At 71.9% G+C, this 19,684-nt stretch carries 19 protein-coding genes; 10 read left to right on the top strand and 9 right to left on the bottom strand.

Features of this window, described 5'->3' with window-relative positions; translation table 11 throughout:
• Positions 1 to 96 precede the first annotated feature (96 nt).
• The 4 genes from ACIPJI_RS29520 to ACIPJI_RS29505 form a co-directional block, all read right to left on the bottom strand.
• A complete protein-coding gene (locus ACIPJI_RS29520; protein ID WP_159689553.1) occupies positions 97 to 279 on the bottom strand; it encodes a hypothetical protein in 183 nt (60 codons plus the stop codon).
• A gap of 12 nt (positions 280 to 291) precedes the next feature.
• On the bottom strand, positions 292 to 867 hold the full coding sequence (locus ACIPJI_RS29515; RefSeq protein WP_356623364.1) for a PadR family transcriptional regulator: 576 nt from the start codon (positions 865 to 867) through the stop codon (positions 292 to 294).
• Between the two features lie 113 nt (positions 868 to 980).
• Positions 981 to 1,865 carry a septum formation family protein gene (locus ACIPJI_RS29510; RefSeq protein ID WP_402249808.1) on the bottom strand — a complete coding sequence of 295 codons (885 nt, stop codon included), beginning with the start codon at positions 1,863 to 1,865 and terminating at the stop codon, positions 981 to 983.
• A 178-nt stretch (positions 1,866 to 2,043) separates the two neighbouring features.
• Positions 2,044 to 4,092: an FAD-dependent oxidoreductase gene (locus tag ACIPJI_RS29505; protein ID WP_402249806.1), complete on the bottom strand. Its 2,049-nt coding sequence runs from the start codon at positions 4,090 to 4,092 to the stop codon at positions 2,044 to 2,046.
• Between the two features lie 411 nt (positions 4,093 to 4,503).
• Here ACIPJI_RS29505 and ACIPJI_RS29500 point away from each other — a divergent pair, with 411 nt between their 5' ends.
• From ACIPJI_RS29500 to ACIPJI_RS29480, 5 genes are all read left to right on the top strand, one after another.
• The gene (locus tag ACIPJI_RS29500) at positions 4,504 to 4,722 is read left to right on the top strand and encodes a hypothetical protein (RefSeq protein ID WP_402249805.1); all 219 of its coding nucleotides are present in this window, start codon (positions 4,504 to 4,506) and stop codon (positions 4,720 to 4,722) included.
• Positions 4,723 to 4,990: 268 nt separating this feature from the next.
• Positions 4,991 to 5,782 (top strand): DUF4239 domain-containing protein, encoded by a 792-nt coding sequence (locus ACIPJI_RS29495; protein WP_307707449.1) that lies wholly within the window; start codon positions 4,991 to 4,993, stop codon positions 5,780 to 5,782.
• 125 nt (positions 5,783 to 5,907) lie between these two features.
• The gene (locus ACIPJI_RS29490; RefSeq protein ID WP_402249803.1) at positions 5,908 to 6,996 is read left to right on the top strand and encodes an LLM class flavin-dependent oxidoreductase; all 1,089 of its coding nucleotides are present in this window, start codon (positions 5,908 to 5,910) and stop codon (positions 6,994 to 6,996) included.
• Positions 6,993 to 7,604: an FMN reductase gene (locus ACIPJI_RS29485; protein ID WP_356623370.1), complete on the top strand. Its 612-nt coding sequence runs from the start codon at positions 6,993 to 6,995 to the stop codon at positions 7,602 to 7,604. The genes ACIPJI_RS29490 and ACIPJI_RS29485 overlap by 4 nt, the downstream gene beginning before the upstream one ends.
• 67 nt (positions 7,605 to 7,671) lie before the next feature.
• Positions 7,672 to 8,124: a universal stress protein gene (locus tag ACIPJI_RS29480; RefSeq protein ID WP_356623371.1), complete on the top strand. Its 453-nt coding sequence runs from the start codon at positions 7,672 to 7,674 to the stop codon at positions 8,122 to 8,124.
• Positions 8,125 to 8,194: 70 nt separating this feature from the next.
• Here the strand turns inward: ACIPJI_RS29480 and ACIPJI_RS29475 are convergent, their stop codons facing one another.
• The 3 genes from ACIPJI_RS29475 to ACIPJI_RS29465 form a co-directional block, all read right to left on the bottom strand.
• Entirely contained in the window at positions 8,195 to 9,052 is an 858-nt protein-coding gene (locus tag ACIPJI_RS29475; protein WP_307707445.1) for an ABC transporter permease, read from the bottom strand.
• A complete protein-coding gene (locus ACIPJI_RS29470; RefSeq protein WP_356623372.1) occupies positions 9,049 to 10,017 on the bottom strand; it encodes an ATP-binding cassette domain-containing protein in 969 nt (322 codons plus the stop codon). The genes ACIPJI_RS29475 and ACIPJI_RS29470 overlap by 4 nt, the downstream gene beginning before the upstream one ends.
• Before the next feature lie 231 nt (positions 10,018 to 10,248).
• Positions 10,249 to 10,653, bottom strand: a complete 405-nt coding sequence (locus tag ACIPJI_RS29465) for a hypothetical protein (protein WP_356623373.1) — start codon at positions 10,651 to 10,653, stop codon at positions 10,249 to 10,251.
• Between the two features lie 191 nt (positions 10,654 to 10,844).
• Between ACIPJI_RS29465 and ACIPJI_RS29460 the strand changes: the two genes are divergently transcribed.
• The 3 genes from ACIPJI_RS29460 to ACIPJI_RS29450 all read left to right on the top strand — a co-directional run bounded on the left by ACIPJI_RS29460 (position 10,845) and on the right by ACIPJI_RS29450 (position 14,343).
• Positions 10,845 to 11,870 (top strand): endonuclease/exonuclease/phosphatase family protein, encoded by a 1,026-nt coding sequence (locus ACIPJI_RS29460; protein WP_402249801.1) that lies wholly within the window; start codon positions 10,845 to 10,847, stop codon positions 11,868 to 11,870.
• Positions 11,871 to 12,032: 162 nt separating this feature from the next.
• A complete protein-coding gene (locus tag ACIPJI_RS29455) occupies positions 12,033 to 12,302 on the top strand; it encodes a DUF2630 family protein (RefSeq protein ID WP_307710433.1) in 270 nt (89 codons plus the stop codon).
• A gap of 79 nt (positions 12,303 to 12,381) precedes the next feature.
• A complete protein-coding gene (locus ACIPJI_RS29450; protein ID WP_402249800.1) occupies positions 12,382 to 14,343 on the top strand; it encodes an FUSC family protein in 1,962 nt (653 codons plus the stop codon).
• 48 nt (positions 14,344 to 14,391) lie between these two features.
• Here ACIPJI_RS29450 and ACIPJI_RS29445 read toward each other — a convergent pair whose 3' ends face one another.
• Complete coding sequence (locus tag ACIPJI_RS29445) at positions 14,392 to 14,796, bottom strand: RNA-binding S4 domain-containing protein (protein WP_307707441.1); 405 nt, start codon at positions 14,794 to 14,796, stop codon at positions 14,392 to 14,394.
• A gap of 231 nt (positions 14,797 to 15,027) precedes the next feature.
• Between ACIPJI_RS29445 and ACIPJI_RS29440 the strand changes: the two genes are divergently transcribed.
• Both ACIPJI_RS29440 and ACIPJI_RS29435 read left to right on the top strand, forming a co-directional pair.
• Positions 15,028 to 16,500: an APC family permease gene (locus ACIPJI_RS29440; protein WP_402249799.1), complete on the top strand. Its 1,473-nt coding sequence runs from the start codon at positions 15,028 to 15,030 to the stop codon at positions 16,498 to 16,500.
• Positions 16,501 to 16,560: 60 nt separating this feature from the next.
• Entirely contained in the window at positions 16,561 to 17,517 is a 957-nt protein-coding gene (locus ACIPJI_RS29435) for a hypothetical protein (protein WP_402249798.1), read from the top strand.
• 13 nt (positions 17,518 to 17,530) lie between these two features.
• Here ACIPJI_RS29435 and ACIPJI_RS29430 read toward each other — a convergent pair whose 3' ends face one another.
• Positions 17,531 to 19,579, bottom strand: a complete 2,049-nt coding sequence (locus tag ACIPJI_RS29430) for a PhoX family protein (protein WP_402249797.1) — start codon at positions 19,577 to 19,579, stop codon at positions 17,531 to 17,533.
• Between the last annotated feature and the right edge of the window lie 105 nt (positions 19,580 to 19,684).

The following is a 19,684-nucleotide window of genomic DNA, read 5'->3' as shown; positions in this document are numbered from 1 at the left end:
TCCACACCTACAACCATCACCGCTGCCACACCGCACTCGCAGGCCAGCCGCCCATCAGCCGCGTGAACAACGCTTCAGATCAATACACCTAGGGCGTCACGTCAGCGTGATGAACAGACCCAGCGTCAGTACGGCGATCCCGCATCCGTACAGCGCCGTCGTCACGGAGCGGGCCTCCGCGGACGGGTCGGCGCCGTCGGCGCGGGCGAGGCCGACAGCGGATTTGAGCAACAGGGCGAGAGCAGCCACGCAGAAGGCGGCCATCAAGGTGTCCGTCACGCGGCGACGATCTCACGGCCCGTCAAGTGCCGCATGTCGGGAGGGTCCGTCCTCGGGATCCCTGAGCTCGGCCAGGGTGTCCGTCAGCCACTTCGTCCAGAACGTCTCGAGTTCGATGCCGCCCCGCAGCACCACATGGCGCAGCCGGTCCTGCCTGGTCACCCGGCGCTCGGGCGGGAAGTCACGCTGCTCGAACGCCAGGTAGTCGTCCAACTGGGCCCGGTGCAGCTCCAGGTGGCGTACGAGCTCCGCCTCCATGTCCGCACCGCCCACCACCGCCGCCGCGCGCAGCCGCAGCAGCAGTGGGTCGCGGATCTGCCGGGGGTCCTCGGGGCGGGTCACCCAGGCCGTCAGTTCCTCCAGGCCGGCGGGCAGGACCTCGTACTCCTTCTTCTGCCCGCGGGCCGGCTGCTCGGACGGCAGCTCCCGGATGTGGCCGGCCTGCTCGAGCTTGCCCAGCTCCCGGTAGATCTGCTGGTGGGTCGCCGACCAGAAGTAGCCGATCGACCGGTCGAACCGGCGGGTCAGCTCCAGGCCGGAAGAGGGCTTCTCCAGCAGGGCGGTGAGGATGGCGTGCGGCAGGGACATGGCCGCATCGTAGGACTCGCCTCACCGCGGGCCGTCACGCGCCCGGCCCACGCGGGACCGGGCGGCGGGACCGGCGCCCCGGCGGACGCGGGCCCCGCTCGCTCCGGCGGGCGTCAGCCCGCCCAGACCTCGGCGTCGTCGGCCGGGACGGTGGTGGCCAGGCCGAGTTCCTTGCGCGCGGCGACCGTCCCGTTCGGGTCGAGGCCGGTGAAGGCCGGGTCGTAGGCGACGTAGAACGCGTCGGCGTCGGCGGCGTTCGCGGCCTTCTTCCAGTGTCCGGCGATCTTCTCCAGCTGCGCGCGCAGCTTGCCGGTCTCCACGCCCTTGATGTCCTTCATGCCCGCGATGTGCGTGTCGAGGGCGGCGGCGACGGCCTTGGCCTGGGCCTTGTAGCCGTCGAGGTCCTCCTCGACGTTCTCCGCCTCGGGCTGGGTCGTCCACAGCGCCTCGTAGACGGCGTTGGCGCCCTTGAGGTACGCGGTCTGCTCCGGCTTCGACGCCTCGGGACCCGCCTTCAGCGAGCCGGTGAGCTTGCCCGTCTCCTGGGTGTAGCTGCAGCTCACGGCGCGGTCACCGGTCGCCCAGCTCTCGCTGGTCGGCGTGTAGTAGAAGATCTCGACGCCCTTGGGCAGCGCCCAGGTGTCCGGCGAGAACTTCTGCGCCTCTGCCGGGCACCGCTCGTCCGCGATCGCCCAGATCGCGTCGTTGCCGGGGAAGGTCTTGCCTTCGTCGAGCGTGAACTCGCCGACGACCTCGGCCTGGTGCGGCTCGGCGCAGGGCACGACCTCGATGGCGACCGCTTCGCCCTCGGTGGCCTTGCCGTTCGGGTTGTAGCAGTCCCCCGGGTTGAGGGAGAACACGGACCGCTGCCGGGCCACCTTCTTCGCGCCGTCCTTGGCGTTGTCGACGACTTCCGAGCACCCCACCGCGCCGACCGCGAGCAGAGCGACGACGGCGGATATACCGCGCAGGGAACGGGACAGGGAGCGGACTGCCATGACGCGTACATCCTCTTACGAAAGTCTTATGAATGTCGTGCGCATGGTATGCCACCCCTGTGACCGGACCGTGGGCGCGGGCCAGGTGGCCAGGAGGGTCGCGAGCGGGTCGCCTCCCGGCCGGACACCGAGGTCAGGGCGGCGCGTCGAGTCCGCCGCCCCGACCGGGGTCGCGCGGTCAGAGCGTGGCCGCCAGCCGGGTGCCCTGGTCGATGGCGCGCTTCGCGTCCAACTCGGCGGCCACGTCCGCCCCGCCGATGAGGTGCACGGTCCGGCCGGCCGCGGCGAGCTCGTCGTACAGACCGCGCTGCGGCTCCTGGCCGGTGCAGAGCACGACCGTGTCGACGGGCAGCACGGACGCGGTGCCGTCGACGGTCAGGTGCAGGCCCTCGTCGTCGATCCGCTCGTAGGTGGCGCCCGCCGTCATCGTCACGCCGCGGTGCTTGAGTTCCGTGCGGTGGATCCAGCCCGTCGTCTTCCCGAGGCCGGCGCCGACCTTGCTGGTCTTGCGCTGGAGGAGGTGCACGGCCCGCGGCGGGGCCGGGCGCACGGGCTTCGTCAGCCCGCCGCGGGCCGCGTAACCGGTGTCGACGCCCCACTGGCGGAAGTACGTCTCCGGGTCCTGGCTCGCGCCCTCGCCGCCGTCGGTGAGGAACTCCGCGACGTCGAAGCCGATCCCGCCGGCGCCGATGACGGCGACGCGCTCGCCGACCGGGGCTCCGTCGCGCAGCACGTCGAGGTAGCTGACGACGCTCGGGTGGTCGATGCCGTCGATCTCAGGGGTGCGGGGCGTGACGCCGGTGGCGACGACGACCTCGTCGAAGTCGGCGGCCGGAAGGTCGTCGGCGCCGACGCGGGTGCCGAGACGCAGGCGGACGCCGCGCTCCGCGAGCTGGGTGCGGAAGTAGCGGAGGGTCTCGTCGAACTCCTCCTTGCCCGGGACGCGCTTGGCGATGTTCAGCTGGCCGCCGATCTCGTCCGCGGCGTCGAAGAGGGTCACCTCGTGGCCGCGCTCGGCGGCGGAGACGGCGCAGGCGAGACCGGCGGGGCCGGCGCCGACCACGGCGACGCGCTTCTTCAGCCGGGTGGGCGCGAGGACCAGTTCGGTCTCGTGGCAGGCACGCGGATTCACCAGGCAGGAGGTGATCTTCAGGTTGAAGGTGTGGTCCAGGCAGGCCTGGTTGCAGCCGATGCAGGTGTTGATCGCGTCCGCGCGGCCGGCCCGCGCCTTGGCCACGAACTCGGGGTCCGCGAGGAACGGGCGGGCGAGGGACACCATGTCGGCGCGCCCGTCGGCGAGCAGCTCCTCCGCGACCTCGGGCGTGTTGATCCGGTTGCTCGTCACCAGCGGCACCGAGACGGCGCCCATCAGCTTCTTGGTCACCCAGCTGTACGCGCCGCGCGGCACGGACGTCGCGATGGTGGGGATACGGGCCTCGTGCCAGCCGATGCCGGTGTTGATGATCGTGGCGCCCGCCGCCTCGATCTCCTTGGCGAGCGTCACGACCTCTTCGAGCGAGGAGCCGCCGGGCACCAGGTCGAGCATGGAGAGCCGGTAGATCAGGATGAAGTCGGTGCCGACCGCCTCGCGCGTGCGGCGGACGATCTCCAGGGGAAGCCGGATGCGGTTCTCGTAGCTGCCGCCCCAGCGGTCGGTGCGGTGGTTGGTGGCGCTCGCGATGAACTCGTTGATGAAGTAGCCCTCGGAGCCCATGATCTCGACGCCGTCGTAGCCCGCCGACTTGGCGAGGGTGGCCGTCCTGACGAAGTCCTCGATGGTCTCCTCGACCTCGGCGTCGGTCAGGGCGTGCGGCACGAACGGGCTGATGGGCGCCTGGATCGCGCTCGGCGCGACCAGGTCCTGGTGGTAGGCGTACCGGCCGAAGTGGAGGATCTGCATGGCGATCCGGCCGCCCTCGGCGTGCACGGCGTCGGTGACCAGGCGGTGCTGCGCGGCCTCTTCGTCGGTGGTCATCCTGGCGCCGCCCTCGTACGGGCGGCCGCGGTCGTTGGGCGATATGCCCCCGGTGACGATGAGGCCGACACCGCCGCGGGCGCGCTCCGCGTAGAAGGCGGCCATGCGCTCGAAGCCGCGCTCCGCCTCCTCGAGGCCGACGTGCATGGAGCCCATCAGGACCCGGTTGGGCAGGGTGGTGAACCCGAGGTCGAGCGGGCTCAGCAGATGCGGGTACGGCGTCGGGCCGGCCGTGGTGGTGCTCGTGCTCATCGGTCCTCCTCGCGCGGGGTGTCGACTGAAGTTCTAGCCGCCCCGAGGGGCCTTTTGCAACAAAGTGCAAAATGATCCGCACCACAGCGCGCCCAAGCGGTCGAATGAACTCACTAATCATCCAAACGGGTGATTTTGCTCATACGACACCTTCCTGGACCTCTACCGTGGCGTCGTGGCGGGATGGCAGCACGTGAGCGCACTGGGGGTCGCGGCGATTCTCGGAACACACGGGGTGGGGATCGTTGCCGCCACGTCCGGGAATGCCGGTGGATCCGGGCATGCCGACTTATCGGTGGCCGCATCCGATCATGAAGCCGCGCCGGAGCACAGCACGGAGCCGAACCTGTCGGTGTCGGTGGCGGTACCAGGGCTGATCGGCGTCGGGCTGTCGGTGACCATCGGCCTGGAATGCCCGCCCGAGCCCACGCCGACACCACCCCCGCCGCCCACTCCGCCGGCGCCACCGTCGCCCGGACCCCCCGGGACGACCGCGCCTTCGCCACCGCCGACCCCTGCGCCTACGCCCTCGCCGCCCCCGTCGCCCGCGCCGCTGCCGTCGCCGTCCACCGAACCTCCGGCCCCGCCCGTGGTGAGGACCGAGACACCCCCGGCCCCGGCGCCGCCTGAACCGGCGGCCCCCGTCCCGCCCGCCGCTGCTCCCGCACCGCCGGCCCGCGGGGAGGCCGTCGCCATCCGCACGTACCGCCCCGCGACCGGGGGAGTCGAGCCCGCCGACGGTACGCCCCTCACGATCCTGATGCTGGTCACCACCACTCCGGCCGTGCTCGCCGCGGCCCTGCTGCGCCCCCGCTCGCAGTCCGCCGCCAACCGGCGCGGCCGGGCCTGATCCGCACCCCCGCACCTCCCAGACCTCACCTCACCACCGGAGACCCCCATGTCCGAATGGCTGGTCCTGGCCATCGTGATGGCCGCCGCCTGCGCCGTCGTCCTCGTCGTCACCCTCCTCAGCCAGCGCACCCGTGGCGCCGCGGCGGAGACGGGCATCGAGGAGCGGGAGGCCCCGGAGACACCCGATGTGCTCGAGTACATGGTGATGATGGTCGGCGTCGTGTACGCGATCGTGCTCGGTCTCGCCATCGCCGGCGTCTGGGAGGCGCGCGGGGCGGCGCAGGACGCCGTCCGCACGGAGGCGCAGGCGCTGCACGAGGTCACCCAGCGCGCCCAGGTCTATCCGGCCGACTTCCGCGACCGGCTCCGGGCGGACATCGATGTCTACGTCTCGGAGGTCGTCGAGACCGAGTGGCCCCGGATGATCGACCACAAGGAGCTGTCGCCGCGCGGGACGGAGCTGCTGGCGGCCGTGCGCACCGACGTGGCGGAGCGCGAGCCGAAGAACGAGCTGGAGGCCCAGGCCTATCAGCCGATGCTCGACCAGGTGGCGGCCGCGGAGGACGCACGCAACGCCCGCGCGTCGGGTGCCGAGGAGACGCTGCCGGGCATCGTATGGTTCGGCCTGATCAGCGGGGCCGCCGTCACGATCGGACTGATCTTCACGATGCAGATCGGGCGTTCGTTCCGGGAGCTGCTGCTCGCCGGTCTCTTCAGCGCACTGATCGCGTTCCTCCTTTTCCTCGTGTGGGACTTCGACGCACCCTTCGGCCGGTCGGGCTCCGAGTCGGCGGACGCCTTCCGCCAGCTCTTCCCGGGAGCAGCCGGTCCGAGCTGAGGCCCGCGGGCGGCGGCGGGACGGGCGACGTGGGCCGGCGGGGGGGCCGGAATAGGCGCCGGGGTGTCGCGGTTGAGCGGTACAGTTAGTTCAACGTTCAACCAAGCCCGAGAGGTGGACACGTCATGCAGTTCGGCATCTTCACGGTCGGCGACGTCACGCCGGACCCGACCACCGGCCGTACGCCGAGCGAGCACGAGCGGATCAAGGCGACGGTCGCCATCGCCCGCAAGGCGGAGGAGGTCGGTCTCGACGTCTTCGCGACCGGCGAGCACCACAACCCGCCGTTCGTCCCCTCGTCACCGACCACCCTGCTCGGGCACGTCGCCGCCCTCACCGAGCGGATCACGCTCTCCACCTCGACCACGCTGATCACCACCAACGACCCGGTGAAGATCGCCGAGGACTACGCGTACCTCCAGCACATCGCGGACGGCCGCGTCGACCTGATGATGGGCCGCGGCAACACCGGCCCGGTCTATCCGTGGTTCGGCAAGGACATCCGCCAGGGCATCGCCCTGGCCGTGGAGAACTACGCGCTTCTCCACAGGCTGTGGAGGGAGGACGTCGTCGACTGGGAGGGCAAGTTCCGTACGCCTCTCCAGGGCTTCACCGCGACCCCGCGACCGCTCGACGGTGTCCCGCCGTTCGTGTGGCACGGCTCGATCCGCTCCCCCGAGATCGCCGAGCAGGCCGCGTACTACGGCGACGGCTTCTTCCACAACAACATCTTCTGGCCCATGTCCCACACCAAGAAGATGGTCGCTCTGTACCGGCAGCGGTTCGCGCACCACGGCCACGGCGCGCCCGAGCAGGCCATCGTCGGGCTGGGCGGCCAGGTCTTCATGCGCAAGAACTCGCAGGACGCGGTGCGCGAGTTCCGTCCGTACTTCGACAACGCGCCCGTCTACGGCCACGGCCCCTCCCTGGAGGACTTCACCGAGCAGACACCGCTGACCGTCGGCTCCCCGCAGCAGGTCATCGAGCGCACGCTCGGCTTCCGCGACGCGGTCGGCGACTACCAGCGCCAGCTGTTCCTGATGGACCACGCGGGACTGCCGCTCAAGACCGTCCTCGAGCAGCTCGACATCCTCGGCGAGGAGGTCGTGCCGGTGCTGCGTGAGGAGTTCGCCAAGCTGCGGCCGGCCGGAGTCCCGGAGACCGCCCCGTTGCACCCCGCCGCCCTCGGCCGGACCACGAAGGAGACGTCATGACGCAGACAGCAGGGCCCATGAACCTCGTCGTCGTATCGGCCGGGCTGGGGGTCCCCTCCTCCAGCCGGCTGCTGGCCGACCGGATCACCGAGTCCGTGCGCCGGGAGCTCGCGGGCGGGCGCGAGGTGCGGGTGACGGTCGTCGAGTTGCGCGACCTCGCCGTGCCCATCGCCAACAACCTGGTGACCGGCTTCCCGGCGGAGCCGCTCGCCGACGCGATCGACACGGTGACCGGCGCCGACGGGCTGATAGCCGTGACGCCCGTGTTCACCGCCTCGTACAGCGGACTGTTCAAGTCGTTCTTCGACCTGATCGAGCCCGACGCGCTCACCGGGAAGCCGGTCCTGATCGCGGCGACCGGCGGGACCGCACGGCACTCACTGGTCCTGGAGCACGCGCTGCGGCCGCTGTTCGCCTACCTGCGGGCGCTCGTCGTGCCGACCGCCGTGTACGCGGCCTCCGAGGACTGGGGCGGTTCGGGCGATCCGATGACCGACACCCTGCCCGACCGCATCGCCCGCGCGGGCCGCGAGCTCGCCACTCTGATGGCCTCGCGAACCACCGCCGAACCGGACCACGCCACGGCAACGGCCGACCTGTTTGCGTAGATTTACGTAGGCTTGCATCGGCTACGGCCGGAGGGCCACGGGCCAGGCGGCTACGGAGGTGGCGGACATGACGGACACGACCGGCACGGCGGGCAGGATCGTCGTGGGCGTCGACGGCTCTGAGCCGTCGATCAGGGCCCTGCGCTGGGCCGTACGGCAGGCGGGGTTGACCGGGGACTCCCTGGAAGCCGTCATCAGCTGGGAGTACCCGGCCGCCGGCTGGGCCTCGATGGTCGCCGCCATCCCGACCGACTTCGACCCGGAAGGGCTGGCGGCCAAGATCCTCGACGACACGTTGGAGCAGACGCTCGGCGCCGAGGCCGCAGCCGCCATCACCCGTACCGTCCTGGTCGGCAACGCGGCGCAGGCTCTGATGGACAGGGCCGCCGGCGCCTCGCTGGTGGTCGTCGGCGACCGGGGCTACAGCGGCTTCAAGGCGACGCTGCTCGGCTCCGTCGGCCTGCACCTCTCCCAGCACGCGCCCTGCCCGGTCGTCGTCGTACGCGGCGAGAGCGACTGAGCGCGCCTTCTGACGGCGACGCCCCCGGCCTCTTCACGGGCCGGGGGCGTCGCCGTTGCGGCAGGCCGGGTCACTTGCGGTTGTAGAGGCGCATCGTGACCGTGCCGAAGACGACCACGAGCACGGCCGACCAGCCGAGCGACCAGGCGATGTCCGCCGCCGGCCAGTTGCCCGCCATCAGCTCACGCACCGCGGTGGAGACATGGGTGACAGGGCTGTTGTTGACGAAGGCCTGGAGCCAGCCGGGCATCGTCCGCGGGTCGACGAACACGTTGCTCAGGAACGTCATCGGGAAGATGACCATCATGCTGACGCCCATCACCGACTTCTCGGTGCGCAGGAGCAGACCGAACATCGTCCAGATCCACGAGAACGCGAACGAGAAGACCATCAGCACCGCGATACCGAGGACGATGCCCACCGGCCCGCCGTCGGGGCGGTATCCGATCATCATGCCGACGGCCAGCATCACGACCGAGGCGATCAGATAGCGCACCACGTCGCCGAGCAGATAGCCGACCATCGGCGCGGGCCGCCAGATCGGCAGCGTACGGAACCGGTCGAAGACGCCCTTGGAGATGTCGTTGTTGACGGCGACACCCGTGTACATCGTGATCATCACGACGCTCATGGTCAGGATGCCGGGCAGCAGGAACTGGATGTACGCGTCGACGGAGCCGGCGATCGCACCTCCGAAGAGGTACGTGTACATCAGCACCATCATGATCGGGAACGCCGTCACGTCGAAGAGCTGCTCCGGCACATGCTTGATCTTGAGCATGGCGCGCCAGCCGAACGTCAGCGACGCCGACCACGCACTGGGCCTCGGGGGCCGCTCCGCGGCCACCAGCAGCGAGGCGAGGTCCTCCGCCTTCGGTGCTTCGAATTCCAGCTCGCCGGGGTCCTTGGTGGTGGTCGCGGTACTCATGCGGCCTCCCCCTTCTTGTCGGTCAGGGCGAGGAAGACCTCGTCCAGGCTGGGCTGTCCCAGCGCGAAGTTGTCCACGGTGATGCCCGAGCGGGCGAGCTCGGCCAGCGCGTGCGCCGCCTGCTCCGCCGCGCCGCGTTCGGTGCCCTGGCCGTTGACCCGGGCGGTGAGGGCGACCGGGTCGGTGTCGAGCAGCACCTCCGCGCCCAGCGCCTCGGCCAGCACCCGCTCGGCCGCCGGCCGCTGATCGGCGTCGCGGAGCCGCAGGTGCACGGCCCCCGACCCGACGGAGGCCTTCAGCTCGCCCTTCGTGCCCTCGGCGATGACCTTGCCGTGGTCGATCACGGCGATGCGTGAGGCGAGGTGGTCGGCCTCGTCGAGGTACTGCGTCGTCAGCAGCACCGTCGTCCCCTGGGAGACGACGGCCCGCACGATGTCCCAGACCTGGTTGCGGCTGCGCGGGTCGAGGCCGGTGGTGGGCTCGTCGAGGAAGAGCAGGTCGGGGGTGTTGAGGATGGACGCGGCGATGTCGATACGGCGCCGCATGCCTCCCGAGTAGTTCTTCACCTGCTTGCCGGCTGCCTCGCGAAGGCCGAACGCCTCCAGCAGCTGGGCGGCCCGGTCCCGGGCGGCCGGCTTGGCGTGGCCGAGCAGCCGTGCGAGCAGCACCAGGTTCTCCGTGCCCGTCAGGTCCTCGTCGACGGAGGCGTACTGCCCGGTGAGGCTCACCCGGCTGCGGACCGCGTCGGCGTCCTTCTGCACGTCCTTGCCGAAGACGCGGGCCTCACCGCCGTCCGGACGCAGCAGGGTGGCGAGCATCCGGACCGTGGTCGTCTTGCCGGCGCCGTTCGGTCCGAGAACTCCGTAGACGGTGCCGGCCGGCACCCGCAGGTCGACGCCGTCCACGGCGCGGTTGTCGCCGAAGACCTTCACCAGTCCGGTGGTCTCGATTGCCAGATCAGTCATCGTCAGTCCTTCGGTCCCTTCGTGCCCGTGCAGTAGAGACGCCGTCGGGTGCGGGAAGTCATCGGTCGGGCGCGAAATCATCGCCCGGGCCCGGCGGTGCCTCGCACAGCGGCGCCCCACCCGGACCGGCCGGCCCCGGCGGGACGCTCGCGGCCCCGGGCGGCATCGCGTCGGCGGGCCGCCGTTGGCGGCCCGCCGATCGAGGTTTCCTTGCCCGGGACCCGGCCTGTCTCACTCCCGCGTGTAATAGAAGTAGAAGGCCATGGCGGCCACACCCGCCCCGACCGCCACGCCGATCCCGGCGGCCCGCAGGACGCTCCCTCCGGCAAGGCTGATCAGGAAGCCGACCGTCGCCGCGGTCAGGGCCCCGTAGGCCAGGGCGCGTAGTTCGCGCGGCAGGGCGTGCTGGATGCGCATCAGCGCGAAGAACAGCGCGGCCAGTACGACCGCGGTGATCACTCCGAGGATCCACTGGCCCCCGGTCGCCACGCCGTCGTTCTGGGCCCGCTTGATGAACGCTGCCCAGATGCCGAAGACGACGCCCAAGGCGATAGGCAGCGCCCAGGCGGCGGGACTGTGGTGCTGTCGTTCTGAAGACCGGCGCCGGCGGTGCGGCATCGCTGCGTGTGCGGCCATGGCGGAACGCTCCTTCCCTCTTCCCCCGCGCCTCTTCAGGGCACACCCGCGGGCAGCCGCAGGCAAGTCCTGGGAGGAACGGACCAGGACCGGCCCCGTGTCGCGGGGTCGTCCGCAACGAACCCGCGGAAACGGGCGTCTCATGTCCCGGGGACCACACACGTCCCGTACGCAGAGGCTCGGAGGCCGATTTGGACAGGGCGACCTGGCAGGGCACGGAGGAGGACGGGGCCACGCCCCCGTACGGCACGGGCGGGTCCGGCGCACGGCGCACCGCGGGATGGCTCGCCGCGCTGCTGCTCCTCGTCCCCACCGCCGTCGCCGCCTGCCGTGCAGCGGACACGGACGGTGTCACGCCCGTCCCGCAACTGCTCGCGTTCCTGCCGTGGCTGCTGCTGCCCGCCGGCGCCGCCCTGCTCCTCGCCCTGCCGTCGCGCAGCCGCTTCCTCGCGGGCTGGGCGGTCGCGGTGCTCGCGGTCACGGGGTGGTTCGTCAGGCCCTACGACACCGGGCTGACCGAGAAGCCACCCGGTCCCGTCGTCGCCCGCCTCGACGTGCTGACCTCGAACGTCGAGTTCGGGCAGGCCACCGGGGCGCTGGTGGCAACGCTCCGCCGCGAGCAGCCGGACATCGTGTTCGTCCAGGAATGCGACCACGCGTGCGCCGACACCCTGGAGACGGACGTGCCGCGTGCCGACTACCCGTACCGCCATGTCGTGGCGGACTTCTCCGCTGCCGGTTCCGCGATCCTCAGCAGGCATCCGCTGCGCCCCGCCGCCGGTGTCGACAGCACCCTCGCCATGCCGGGGGCCGTCGTCGACGTCGCCGGGCGTGAGGTCGGCCTCCAGCTCGCGCACCCTCTGCCGCCGGTCCCTGACGCAGTGGACGACTGGCGCCGGGAACTGGGGCTGCTGCGCGACCACGCGGCCCGCACGAAAGGCTCGCCGACCGTCGTGGCGGGCGACTTCAACGCCGGACACGACCACGCCGCCTTCCGCCGCATCCTCCGGGCGGGCGGGCTGAGCGACAGCGCCACCCTCGCCGGCGCCGCCCGCACCCCCTCCTGGCCGGCCGCGCTGCGCCGCCCGCTGGGCACACAGATCGACCATGTGCTGGTCAGCGACGACTTCTCGGTGCGCCGGGCCCGCTTCCTGGACCTCCCGGACACCGACCACCGCTCGCTCCTCGTGGAACTGGAACTGCACGATGTGCGCTGACGGCCGGTGCGAGCGAAAGTGGGTACGTGGTGCGGGACGGCGGGCCACCGGTCAGGAGGCACGCGGATGCGCGCCTCGCGCCGTGACCGTGTGACCGGCTCACCGCCGAGGACGGCGCACCGGGCACAGAACACCTGCACGACGGACCACGGAGCGGACGCCATGGACCACGAGCAGAAGAACGAGCAGGTCGACGAGCAGATCATCGACGACATCGGGAACCTCGTCGCCGAGGAGCGGGCGCTGCGCGACCGTTCCACCGACCAGCGCGGCCTCGGCCCCGACGACCAGGCCCGGTTGCGTCAGCTGGAGATCCGGCTCGACCAGTGCTGGGACCTGCTGCGCCGGCGCCGCGCGAAGGCCGAGTTCGGGGAGGACCCCGGCACGGTGCGGGAACGGCCCGCCGAAGAGGTGGAGAACTACCGCAGCTGAGCACGGCCGACCCCCGCCCGCGGTGGGCGGGTCGCGGTGAGGCTTGCGCCGGGCGGCCCGTTCGGGGTCTCTTGAAGCCATGGGACCACGCGAGGACGGCAACGGCGGCCGCACGGGGCGTCTGACGCCGCCGGACTGGCTGACGCACGGTCTGCGGCCCGCGTCCGTGCCCGTCCCCAAGGCCGCCATCGGCCGTGCCGCCGTAGCCCTCGCCGCGCCACTGGCCGTCGGTCTGGCGACGGGGCACCCCGAATACGGCGCGCTGGTGTCGATGGGCGCCCTGGCCGGTGTCATCGGCGACACCGCCGACGCCTACCGGATGCGTCTGCTGAACATCGCCGTCCCGCAGTTCTTCGGAGCGGTCGGCGTGACCCTCGGCATCCTCGTCCACGGGGAGGGATGGGTCGCGGTCGGTGCGCTCACGCTCGTCGCGCTCGTCTCCGGCATGATCTCCTCCATCGGCGCGGTGGCCTCCGTGTCCGGGCTGCTGCTCCTGCTCAACGCCGTGGTGGGGGCCGGGCTGCCGATGCCGGGACCCTGGTGGAAGGCCCCGCTGCTGCTCACGCTCGGCGGGCTGTTCGTCCTCGTACTGACGCTGCTGGCCTGGCCGGTGCGTGCCCGGGTCCCGGAGCAGGCGGCGGTCGCCGCGACCTACCGCAGCGTCGCCGCGCTGCTGGCCGCCGCGGGCACCACCGACTACGACGTCCGCCGTCAGGACGTCACCCAGTCACTCAACACCTCCTACGACCTCGTCCTGGCCCGGCGTGCCCGCGACCACGGCCGGCGGGGCGGGCTGGTCCGGCTGCTCGCCCAGCTCAACGTGGTCGTCCCGCTCGTCGAGGCGGCGGCCGCCGCGCACCTTTACGGGCGGGCCTCCCGGCGGCCCGAGATCGCTGCGGCGGTCCGCGAGTTGGCCGACTCGGTGGAGCAGGGGCGCACCACCGCGCCCGAGTTGGTGCTGCCCGACCCCGAAGGCCCGGCCGACCGTGCCGTGAACAGCGCCCTGCGCCACGCGTCGGCAGTCGTCCACCGGACCGACCCGGACCCGGCGGGTGTGGACGACCGGCTGGGCCGGCCCGCGGCGCTCGGCGTCAGGGCCCGGCAGGCGGCCCGCAACGTACTGCTGTCGGAGCCCTCGTGGCGTTACGGGCTGCGGCTCGCGCTCTGCATCGGGCTGGCGCAGACACTGGTGTCGCTGGTCCCGGTCACCCGCTCCTACTGGGTGGCCCTCACCGTCACGTTCGTCCTCAAACCGGACTTCGGCTCGGTGTTCTCCCGCGCCGTGCTGCGCGCGCTCGGCACGGCCGCCGGTCTCCTCGTGGCGGCCGCCGTGCTGGCCGCGGTGGAGCGCGGCTGGTGGGATGTGCCCGTGATGATGGTCCTCGCGGCGCTGATCCCGGCGTTCTCCGTCAAGGGCTACGCCTTCCAGACCGCGGCGATCACCCCGGTGATCCTCATGCTGTCGGACATCCTCAACCACGAGGGCTTCCACCTGGTGCTGCCGCGTCTGGTGGACAGCCTCATCGGGTGCGCCGTCGTGCTGGTGGCCGGCTATCTGATGTGGCCGGAGAGCTGGCACACCCGGATCGGGGACCGGCTCGCGCAGTGCGTGGAGGACACGGCGCACTACGTGGCGTCCGCGTTCGGCGGCACGGGCCATGTCGAGCGGGCGCACGCCCGGCGGCGGATCTACCGCGACCTGTCCTCCGTGCGTTCCGAGTTCCAGCGGGCCCTGACCGAGCCGCCGCCGACCGGCGCGCGGGCCGCCGCGTGGTGGCCGCTGGTCGTCGCCGCCGAGCGGATCGTGGACGCGACGACAGCGGCACGGGTCCGCGTCGACCACGGCGCCGATGCGCCCGGCGCCGCCGAGGTCACCGACATCGAGCGGCAGCTCCGCGAGCTGGCGGACGGGCTGCGCTCGAGCGAGGTGCTGGTCGAGGTGCGGGCGGATCTACCGGGCGACGAGGAGGGTGTGCTGGCGCCGCTGCGCCAGGAGGTGCGGGCGGCGCGGGCGATCGCGTCACCCGCGCCGAGGTCGTGAGGCCCGCTCCGCCGCGGGTGCTCCCCGTCGTGCTCGGCGCCGGACCGGTCAGCCCTTGTGCCGGGCGCCGTGCAGCCGCTCCAGCTCGCGCCGGTCGCGCTTGGTCGGACGGCCGGCCCCGCGGTCACGTACCGCCGCCGGGGCGGCGAACTCCTTGGGCGGGGGCGGCGGGCTGTTGTCCACGTACGCCTCCGCCGCGACCGGCGGGCCCACCCGCTTCCGCAGGATCTTCGAGACGACCACGAGACGCTCGCGCCCGGCGTGGAACAGCCGCACCTGGTCCCCGACGCGCAGCGCCTGAGCGGGCTTGACGCGCTCGCCGTTGACACGTACATGGCCTGCGCGGCAGGCGGCGGACGCCTGCGAGCGGGTCTTGGTGAGCCGTACGGACCAGATCCACACGTCGACGCGTACGGTCCCCTCGCCTGACGTGGACGCTCCCTCTGCAGCCATGTCCTGACTCTACGACCCGCGGCCGCTCCGGGGCACGGACCCGTGCGGACGGGAGCGGCCCCCGCACCCTCGGCCCGTGGGGACGGGAGCGGACCCCGCCCCCTCACCCGTGTGCACACATCCGACTACGATGCGCACGATCCCCCGGGACGGAGCCTTCTCTCCGTACGGGCGACCCCTTTCTGATGCGCCGGCACATTCCGCGCGGCACAAGGGCATTCGGAGACTTCTATGCGCAGCAGCTCCGGCAGAGGGCTCCGGCCCAATGTCCTCGGGACGTTCGACACCGTCGTCATGGCCGTGGCCGGCAGCGCCCCCGCCTATTCGATCGCGGCGACCACGGCGGTGCTCGTCGCCACGGTCGGACTCGCCGGGCCCGCGGCGCTGCTGTACTGCGCGATCCCCATGCTCGGCATCGTCCTCGCCTTCGGCAGGCTCGGCCGTATCGACGTCAACGCGGGCGCCGGTTACTCCTGGGTCGGGCGGACCCTCCACCCCTTCCTGGGATTCCTCTCCGGATGGGCGCTGGTCGTCTCGACGACGATCTTCATGGTGGCGGGTTCGCTGCCCGCGGGCGCGATGACCCTGGCGCTCTTCGCCCCGGATCTCGCCGACGACCGGTTCCTCGCCACGGCCGTGGGGGCGGCGTGGTTCCTCGCGATGCTGCTCGTCGTGCTGGGCGGGGCACGGCTGACAGTGCGTGCCCAGCTGCTCCTGACCGGCACCGAGCTGGCGATCCTGCTTTTCTTCGTCGGGGCCGCCGTGCTGCACGAGGGCGCCGCGACCGCCTTCGACTGGTCCTGGTTCGGCTTCTCGCACTTCGACGGGCCGGCCGGCTTCGCCTCCGGGGCGCTGATCGCCACCTTCTACTACTGGGGCTGGGACGTCACCGGCAACCTCAGCGAGGAGACCCGGAACAGCCGCCGCACCGCCGGGCTCGCCGCGCTCGTCGGGGTGGGGATCGTCTTCCTGCTGTTCGAGGCGTTCACGATCGCCGTCAACGTCGTCCTGACGTCCGGCGAGATCCAGGCGGCCGGAGCGAACGTGCCGGCCGTGTTCGGGGCCGCCATCTGGCCCGGTGTCGGCGGAAAGCTGCTGGTCCTGGCGGTGCTGCTGTCGACCGTCGCCACGCTGGAGACGACACTGATCCAGGTCACCCGCTCGCTGTTCGCGATGGGCCGCGACCGGACGATGCCCGCGGCGCTGGGTCTGGTCCACCACCGCTGGAACACACCCTGGGCGGCCGTGACGGTCGTCGGCGTGGTCGCCCTCGCCATGTTCGTGGCCTCCACGGCACTCGGCTCCGTCGCCGACGTGGTCGCGGCGGCGGTCGCCGCGATAGGCCTCCAGATCACCTTCTACTACGGGCTCGCCGGGATCGCCGCCGTCGTCGCGTACCGCCGAATGCTGCTGGTGTCCGTGCGCGAGTTCGTGCTCGGCGGCGTCTGGCCGCTGCTGGGCGCGCTGTTCATGCTGTGGATCTTCTTCGAGTCGCTCGGTGAGCTGAGCGGCGCGTCGATCGCGATCGGTCTCGGCGGTCTCGCCTCCGGACTCGTTCCGATGGTCCTCTACTGGCGGCGGGGCAGCGCGTACTACCGGCCGGCCCGGCTGGACGCGGCCCGTGCCGTCGCCGGGGACGGCACGGGCGACCGCGGCCCCCATGGCGGTGACTACGCCGACAAGGCGCTGGCCACGGACTTCTGAACGCCACCGGGACCGCTGAAGGCCCGGCGCACGAACGCACCGCCGAGGGGAGTGACGCAGATGGCCGTCCGCCGCCGCTTCGTACCCGACTTCGATCCCGCCTTCGGGGACCGTCCCCTGGCCGACGCTCTGCACGACATCGTCATCGGCCGCTGGCAGGGTGTTCGTGACCTGCTGCACGCCACCGGCGACGACTGGCCGCTGCGCACCCACCGGATCCGGCTGCTCGCCCACGCGGCCGCCGGGTCCTCCGCGGCCGAGATATGGCGGGCCGCGGAACCGGACCGCCCTGACACCGCGGTCCTGAGCGCCGCCACGGAGGTCGTGCGCGCGTTCCAGCGGGTGATCGCCACGGGCCGCGGCGGAGCCGACCGCGCACGGCTCGACGCCGCGGTACGGGCCTGCCTCACCGCCGCCGACGCCCACCCGGCCGACCCCATGCCGTGGGTGTCGCTGCTGACGGTGGCCCGGCTGTACGAGGACGGGGTCCCCCGCCGTGAACTGCGCGGCTGGTGGGACGAACTGCGCCGGCGCGACCCGTACAACGTCGAGGGCCATGTGCAGCTGCTGCGCTACCACTCGGCCCGCTGGCACGGCACGCACGGCAGGATGTACGACTTCGCCCGCGACGCGGCCGGCGCGTCACCTCCGGGCTCCTCGCTGCCGGTGCTGGTGCAGATCGCCCGCGCGGAGGAGTACCGGTACGTCGCCGACGCCGCGCAGGGCCGGGTGGTGCGCGGATTCGACCAGCACTGGAAGCACGAGCTGGCGATCAGGGAGATCCGCCGCACCTGGGAGCGGTGGGTCCTGTGGCGGACGGACGGACCCGTCGCGCCCCAGGAGATCGGGGAGCTCAACTACCTCACTCACGCCGCGTGCCTCGCGGGACTGCGGCAGGAGGCGGGCGGACTGTTCACGCTGCTCGGCACCAGGGCGGCGTATCTCCCCTGGGCGTATACGGGAGACGCCGCCGAACAGTTCACGAGGTGGCGCGCACAGGTGGGCGCCACCTCGTGAATCCGCTGCCTGGTCAGGCGCCGATGTTCCCGCCGTCCTTGCGGTAGACGGCGACGACCGAAGGGCGGACCAGCTTGCCCGGTCCGTCGGGCCAGGCGCTCGCGGGCTTCTCGACGGACGCGCCGTCGACCTCGCCCGGGTGCTGCACCGCCACCAGGACACGGCGGTCCTGGATGATCGGCCCGCAGGTCTCCGCGCCGATCGGCACGGTCAGGAACTGCTTCAGTTCACCACGGCGCTCTCCCTGCGTCGCCACGCCGAACAGGCCGTCGTGGGTGCCGAGCGCGTTGCCGTCCGTGGAGAGCCACAGGTTCCCGTGCGGGTCGAACGCCACGTTGTCCGGGCAGGAGATGGGGCTGACCCTGTCCTTCGGGAAACCGGCGAAGTAGGTCGCCGGGTCGTTCGGGTCGCCGGCGACCAGGAAGAGACGCCAGGCGAAGCCGTCCGACGCCGGGTCGTCCCAGTGCTCGGCGAGCTCGAGGACCTGGCCGTGCTTGTTGCCGTTGCGCGGGTTGGCCTCGTCCGCGCCCGCCTTGCCGGCGGCGCCGCGGTCCTTGTTGTTGGTGAGCGCCACGTACACCCGGCCGGAGCGGGGGCTCGGCTCGACGTCCTCGGGGCGGTCCATCTTCGTCGCGCCGACCTTGTCACCGGCGAGACGGGTGAAGACGTACACCTCCTCGGCGGTCATGCCGGGCACGTGCGACACGTTGCCCGTCGCGAGCGGGATCCACACGCCGGAACCGTCGAACTCGCCGTCGTTCGGGAGCTTGCCGGTGCCGTCGATCTCGGCGGCGGGGCTGTCGCCGGTCAGCTTGGCGACGTACAGGGTGCCCTCGTCGAGGAGCGTGCGGTTGTGCTCGCGCGCGGCGCGGCTGTCGCCCTTCTTCATCCGCTTCGAGGAGACGAACTTGTAGAAGTAGTCGAAGCGCTCGTCGTCGCCCATGTAGACGACGGGCCGGCCGTCGGCGGTGAGCCGGGGCTGCGCGGCCTCGTGCTTGAACCGGCCCAGCGCGGTGCGCTTGGCGGGCGTGAAGTCCGGGTCGAACGGGTCGAGCTCGACGACCCAGCCGTGGCGGTGGACCTCGTTGGGCTCCTGCTTGACGTCGAAGCGCTTGTCGAAACGCTCCCACTTGCGCTCCGTGGCGCCGGAGCCGATGCCGTAGCGCTTGTCCGTCGCGCTCGAGCCGTTAGCGAAGTACTGGTTGAAGTTCTCCTCGCCGTGGAGGGTGGTCCCCCACGGGGTGGTGCCGCCGGCGCAGTTGTTGAGCGTGCCGAGCACCTTGGTGCCCGACGGGTCGGCGGAGGTGCGCAGCAGCGCGCCGCCGGCGGCCGGGCCGGTGACCTCGAACTCGCTCGTGGCGGTGAGACGGCGGTTGAGCGGGTGGCGGTTCACCGGGGTGAGCTTGCCGGAGCGGTGCTCCTCCTGGACCACGACGACGGACAGACCGTGCGCGGCCCAGGCGATCTCGACCTGCTCGCGGGTCGGGTTCTCGGGGTCGTACCCCTTGAACATCAGGACCTCGTCCGTGTACTCGTGGTTCGCCACGAGGACCTGGCGGCCACGCTCGCCCGGGAGCGGGAGCAGGCTGAGGAAGTCGTTGTTGTAGCCGAACTGGCCGGCCTGCGCCTTCGCCGACTGCCGGTCCGGGTCGAAGGCGGGGGCACCGCGGAGGATCGGCTCTCCCCAGCGGATGACCACACTCTGCGCGTACCCCTCGGGGACGGTGACCTTGTCGTCCTTGTTGGGGGCGACGGGCGAGAAGCGCAGGCCCCGGGCGCCGTCCACCCTGCCGGCACTCGGCTTGCGGCCGGAGGCTTCAGCGGGAGTGGCTGCCTGGACGACGGCCGAGCCGCCGGCCGCGGCGGCGACGGTCACGACCGCGGCGGCGCGCATCATCGAACGGCGCGACAGGGCGCTCGCTATGACATCACCGACGTACTCGTTGTCGCTGGTGTTCGGGACCTCGTGGAAGCAGGCGTCGCCGCAGCGGTAACGGCAGGTGAGGGCGGAACGTCCACCCGCGTGCGGAGTGGTGGTCAACAGCGGCAGCAGTTTGCGCACTTCGTCCTCCTTCGGCGCACCTGCGCCGACATGGTGTCGGAATGATTCCGGCCATGACGTTAGAGGCGCACATCTGCACGGCGGCGGACGCGAGGTGAACGAGGG

This window comes from Streptomyces sp. NPDC086835, from assembly GCF_044745705.1.
GTDB lineage: Bacteria > Actinomycetota > Actinomycetes > Streptomycetales > Streptomycetaceae > Streptomyces.
Note: the sequence above shows the minus strand (reverse complement) of the source record. Positions and strands in the feature narration are given on the sequence as shown.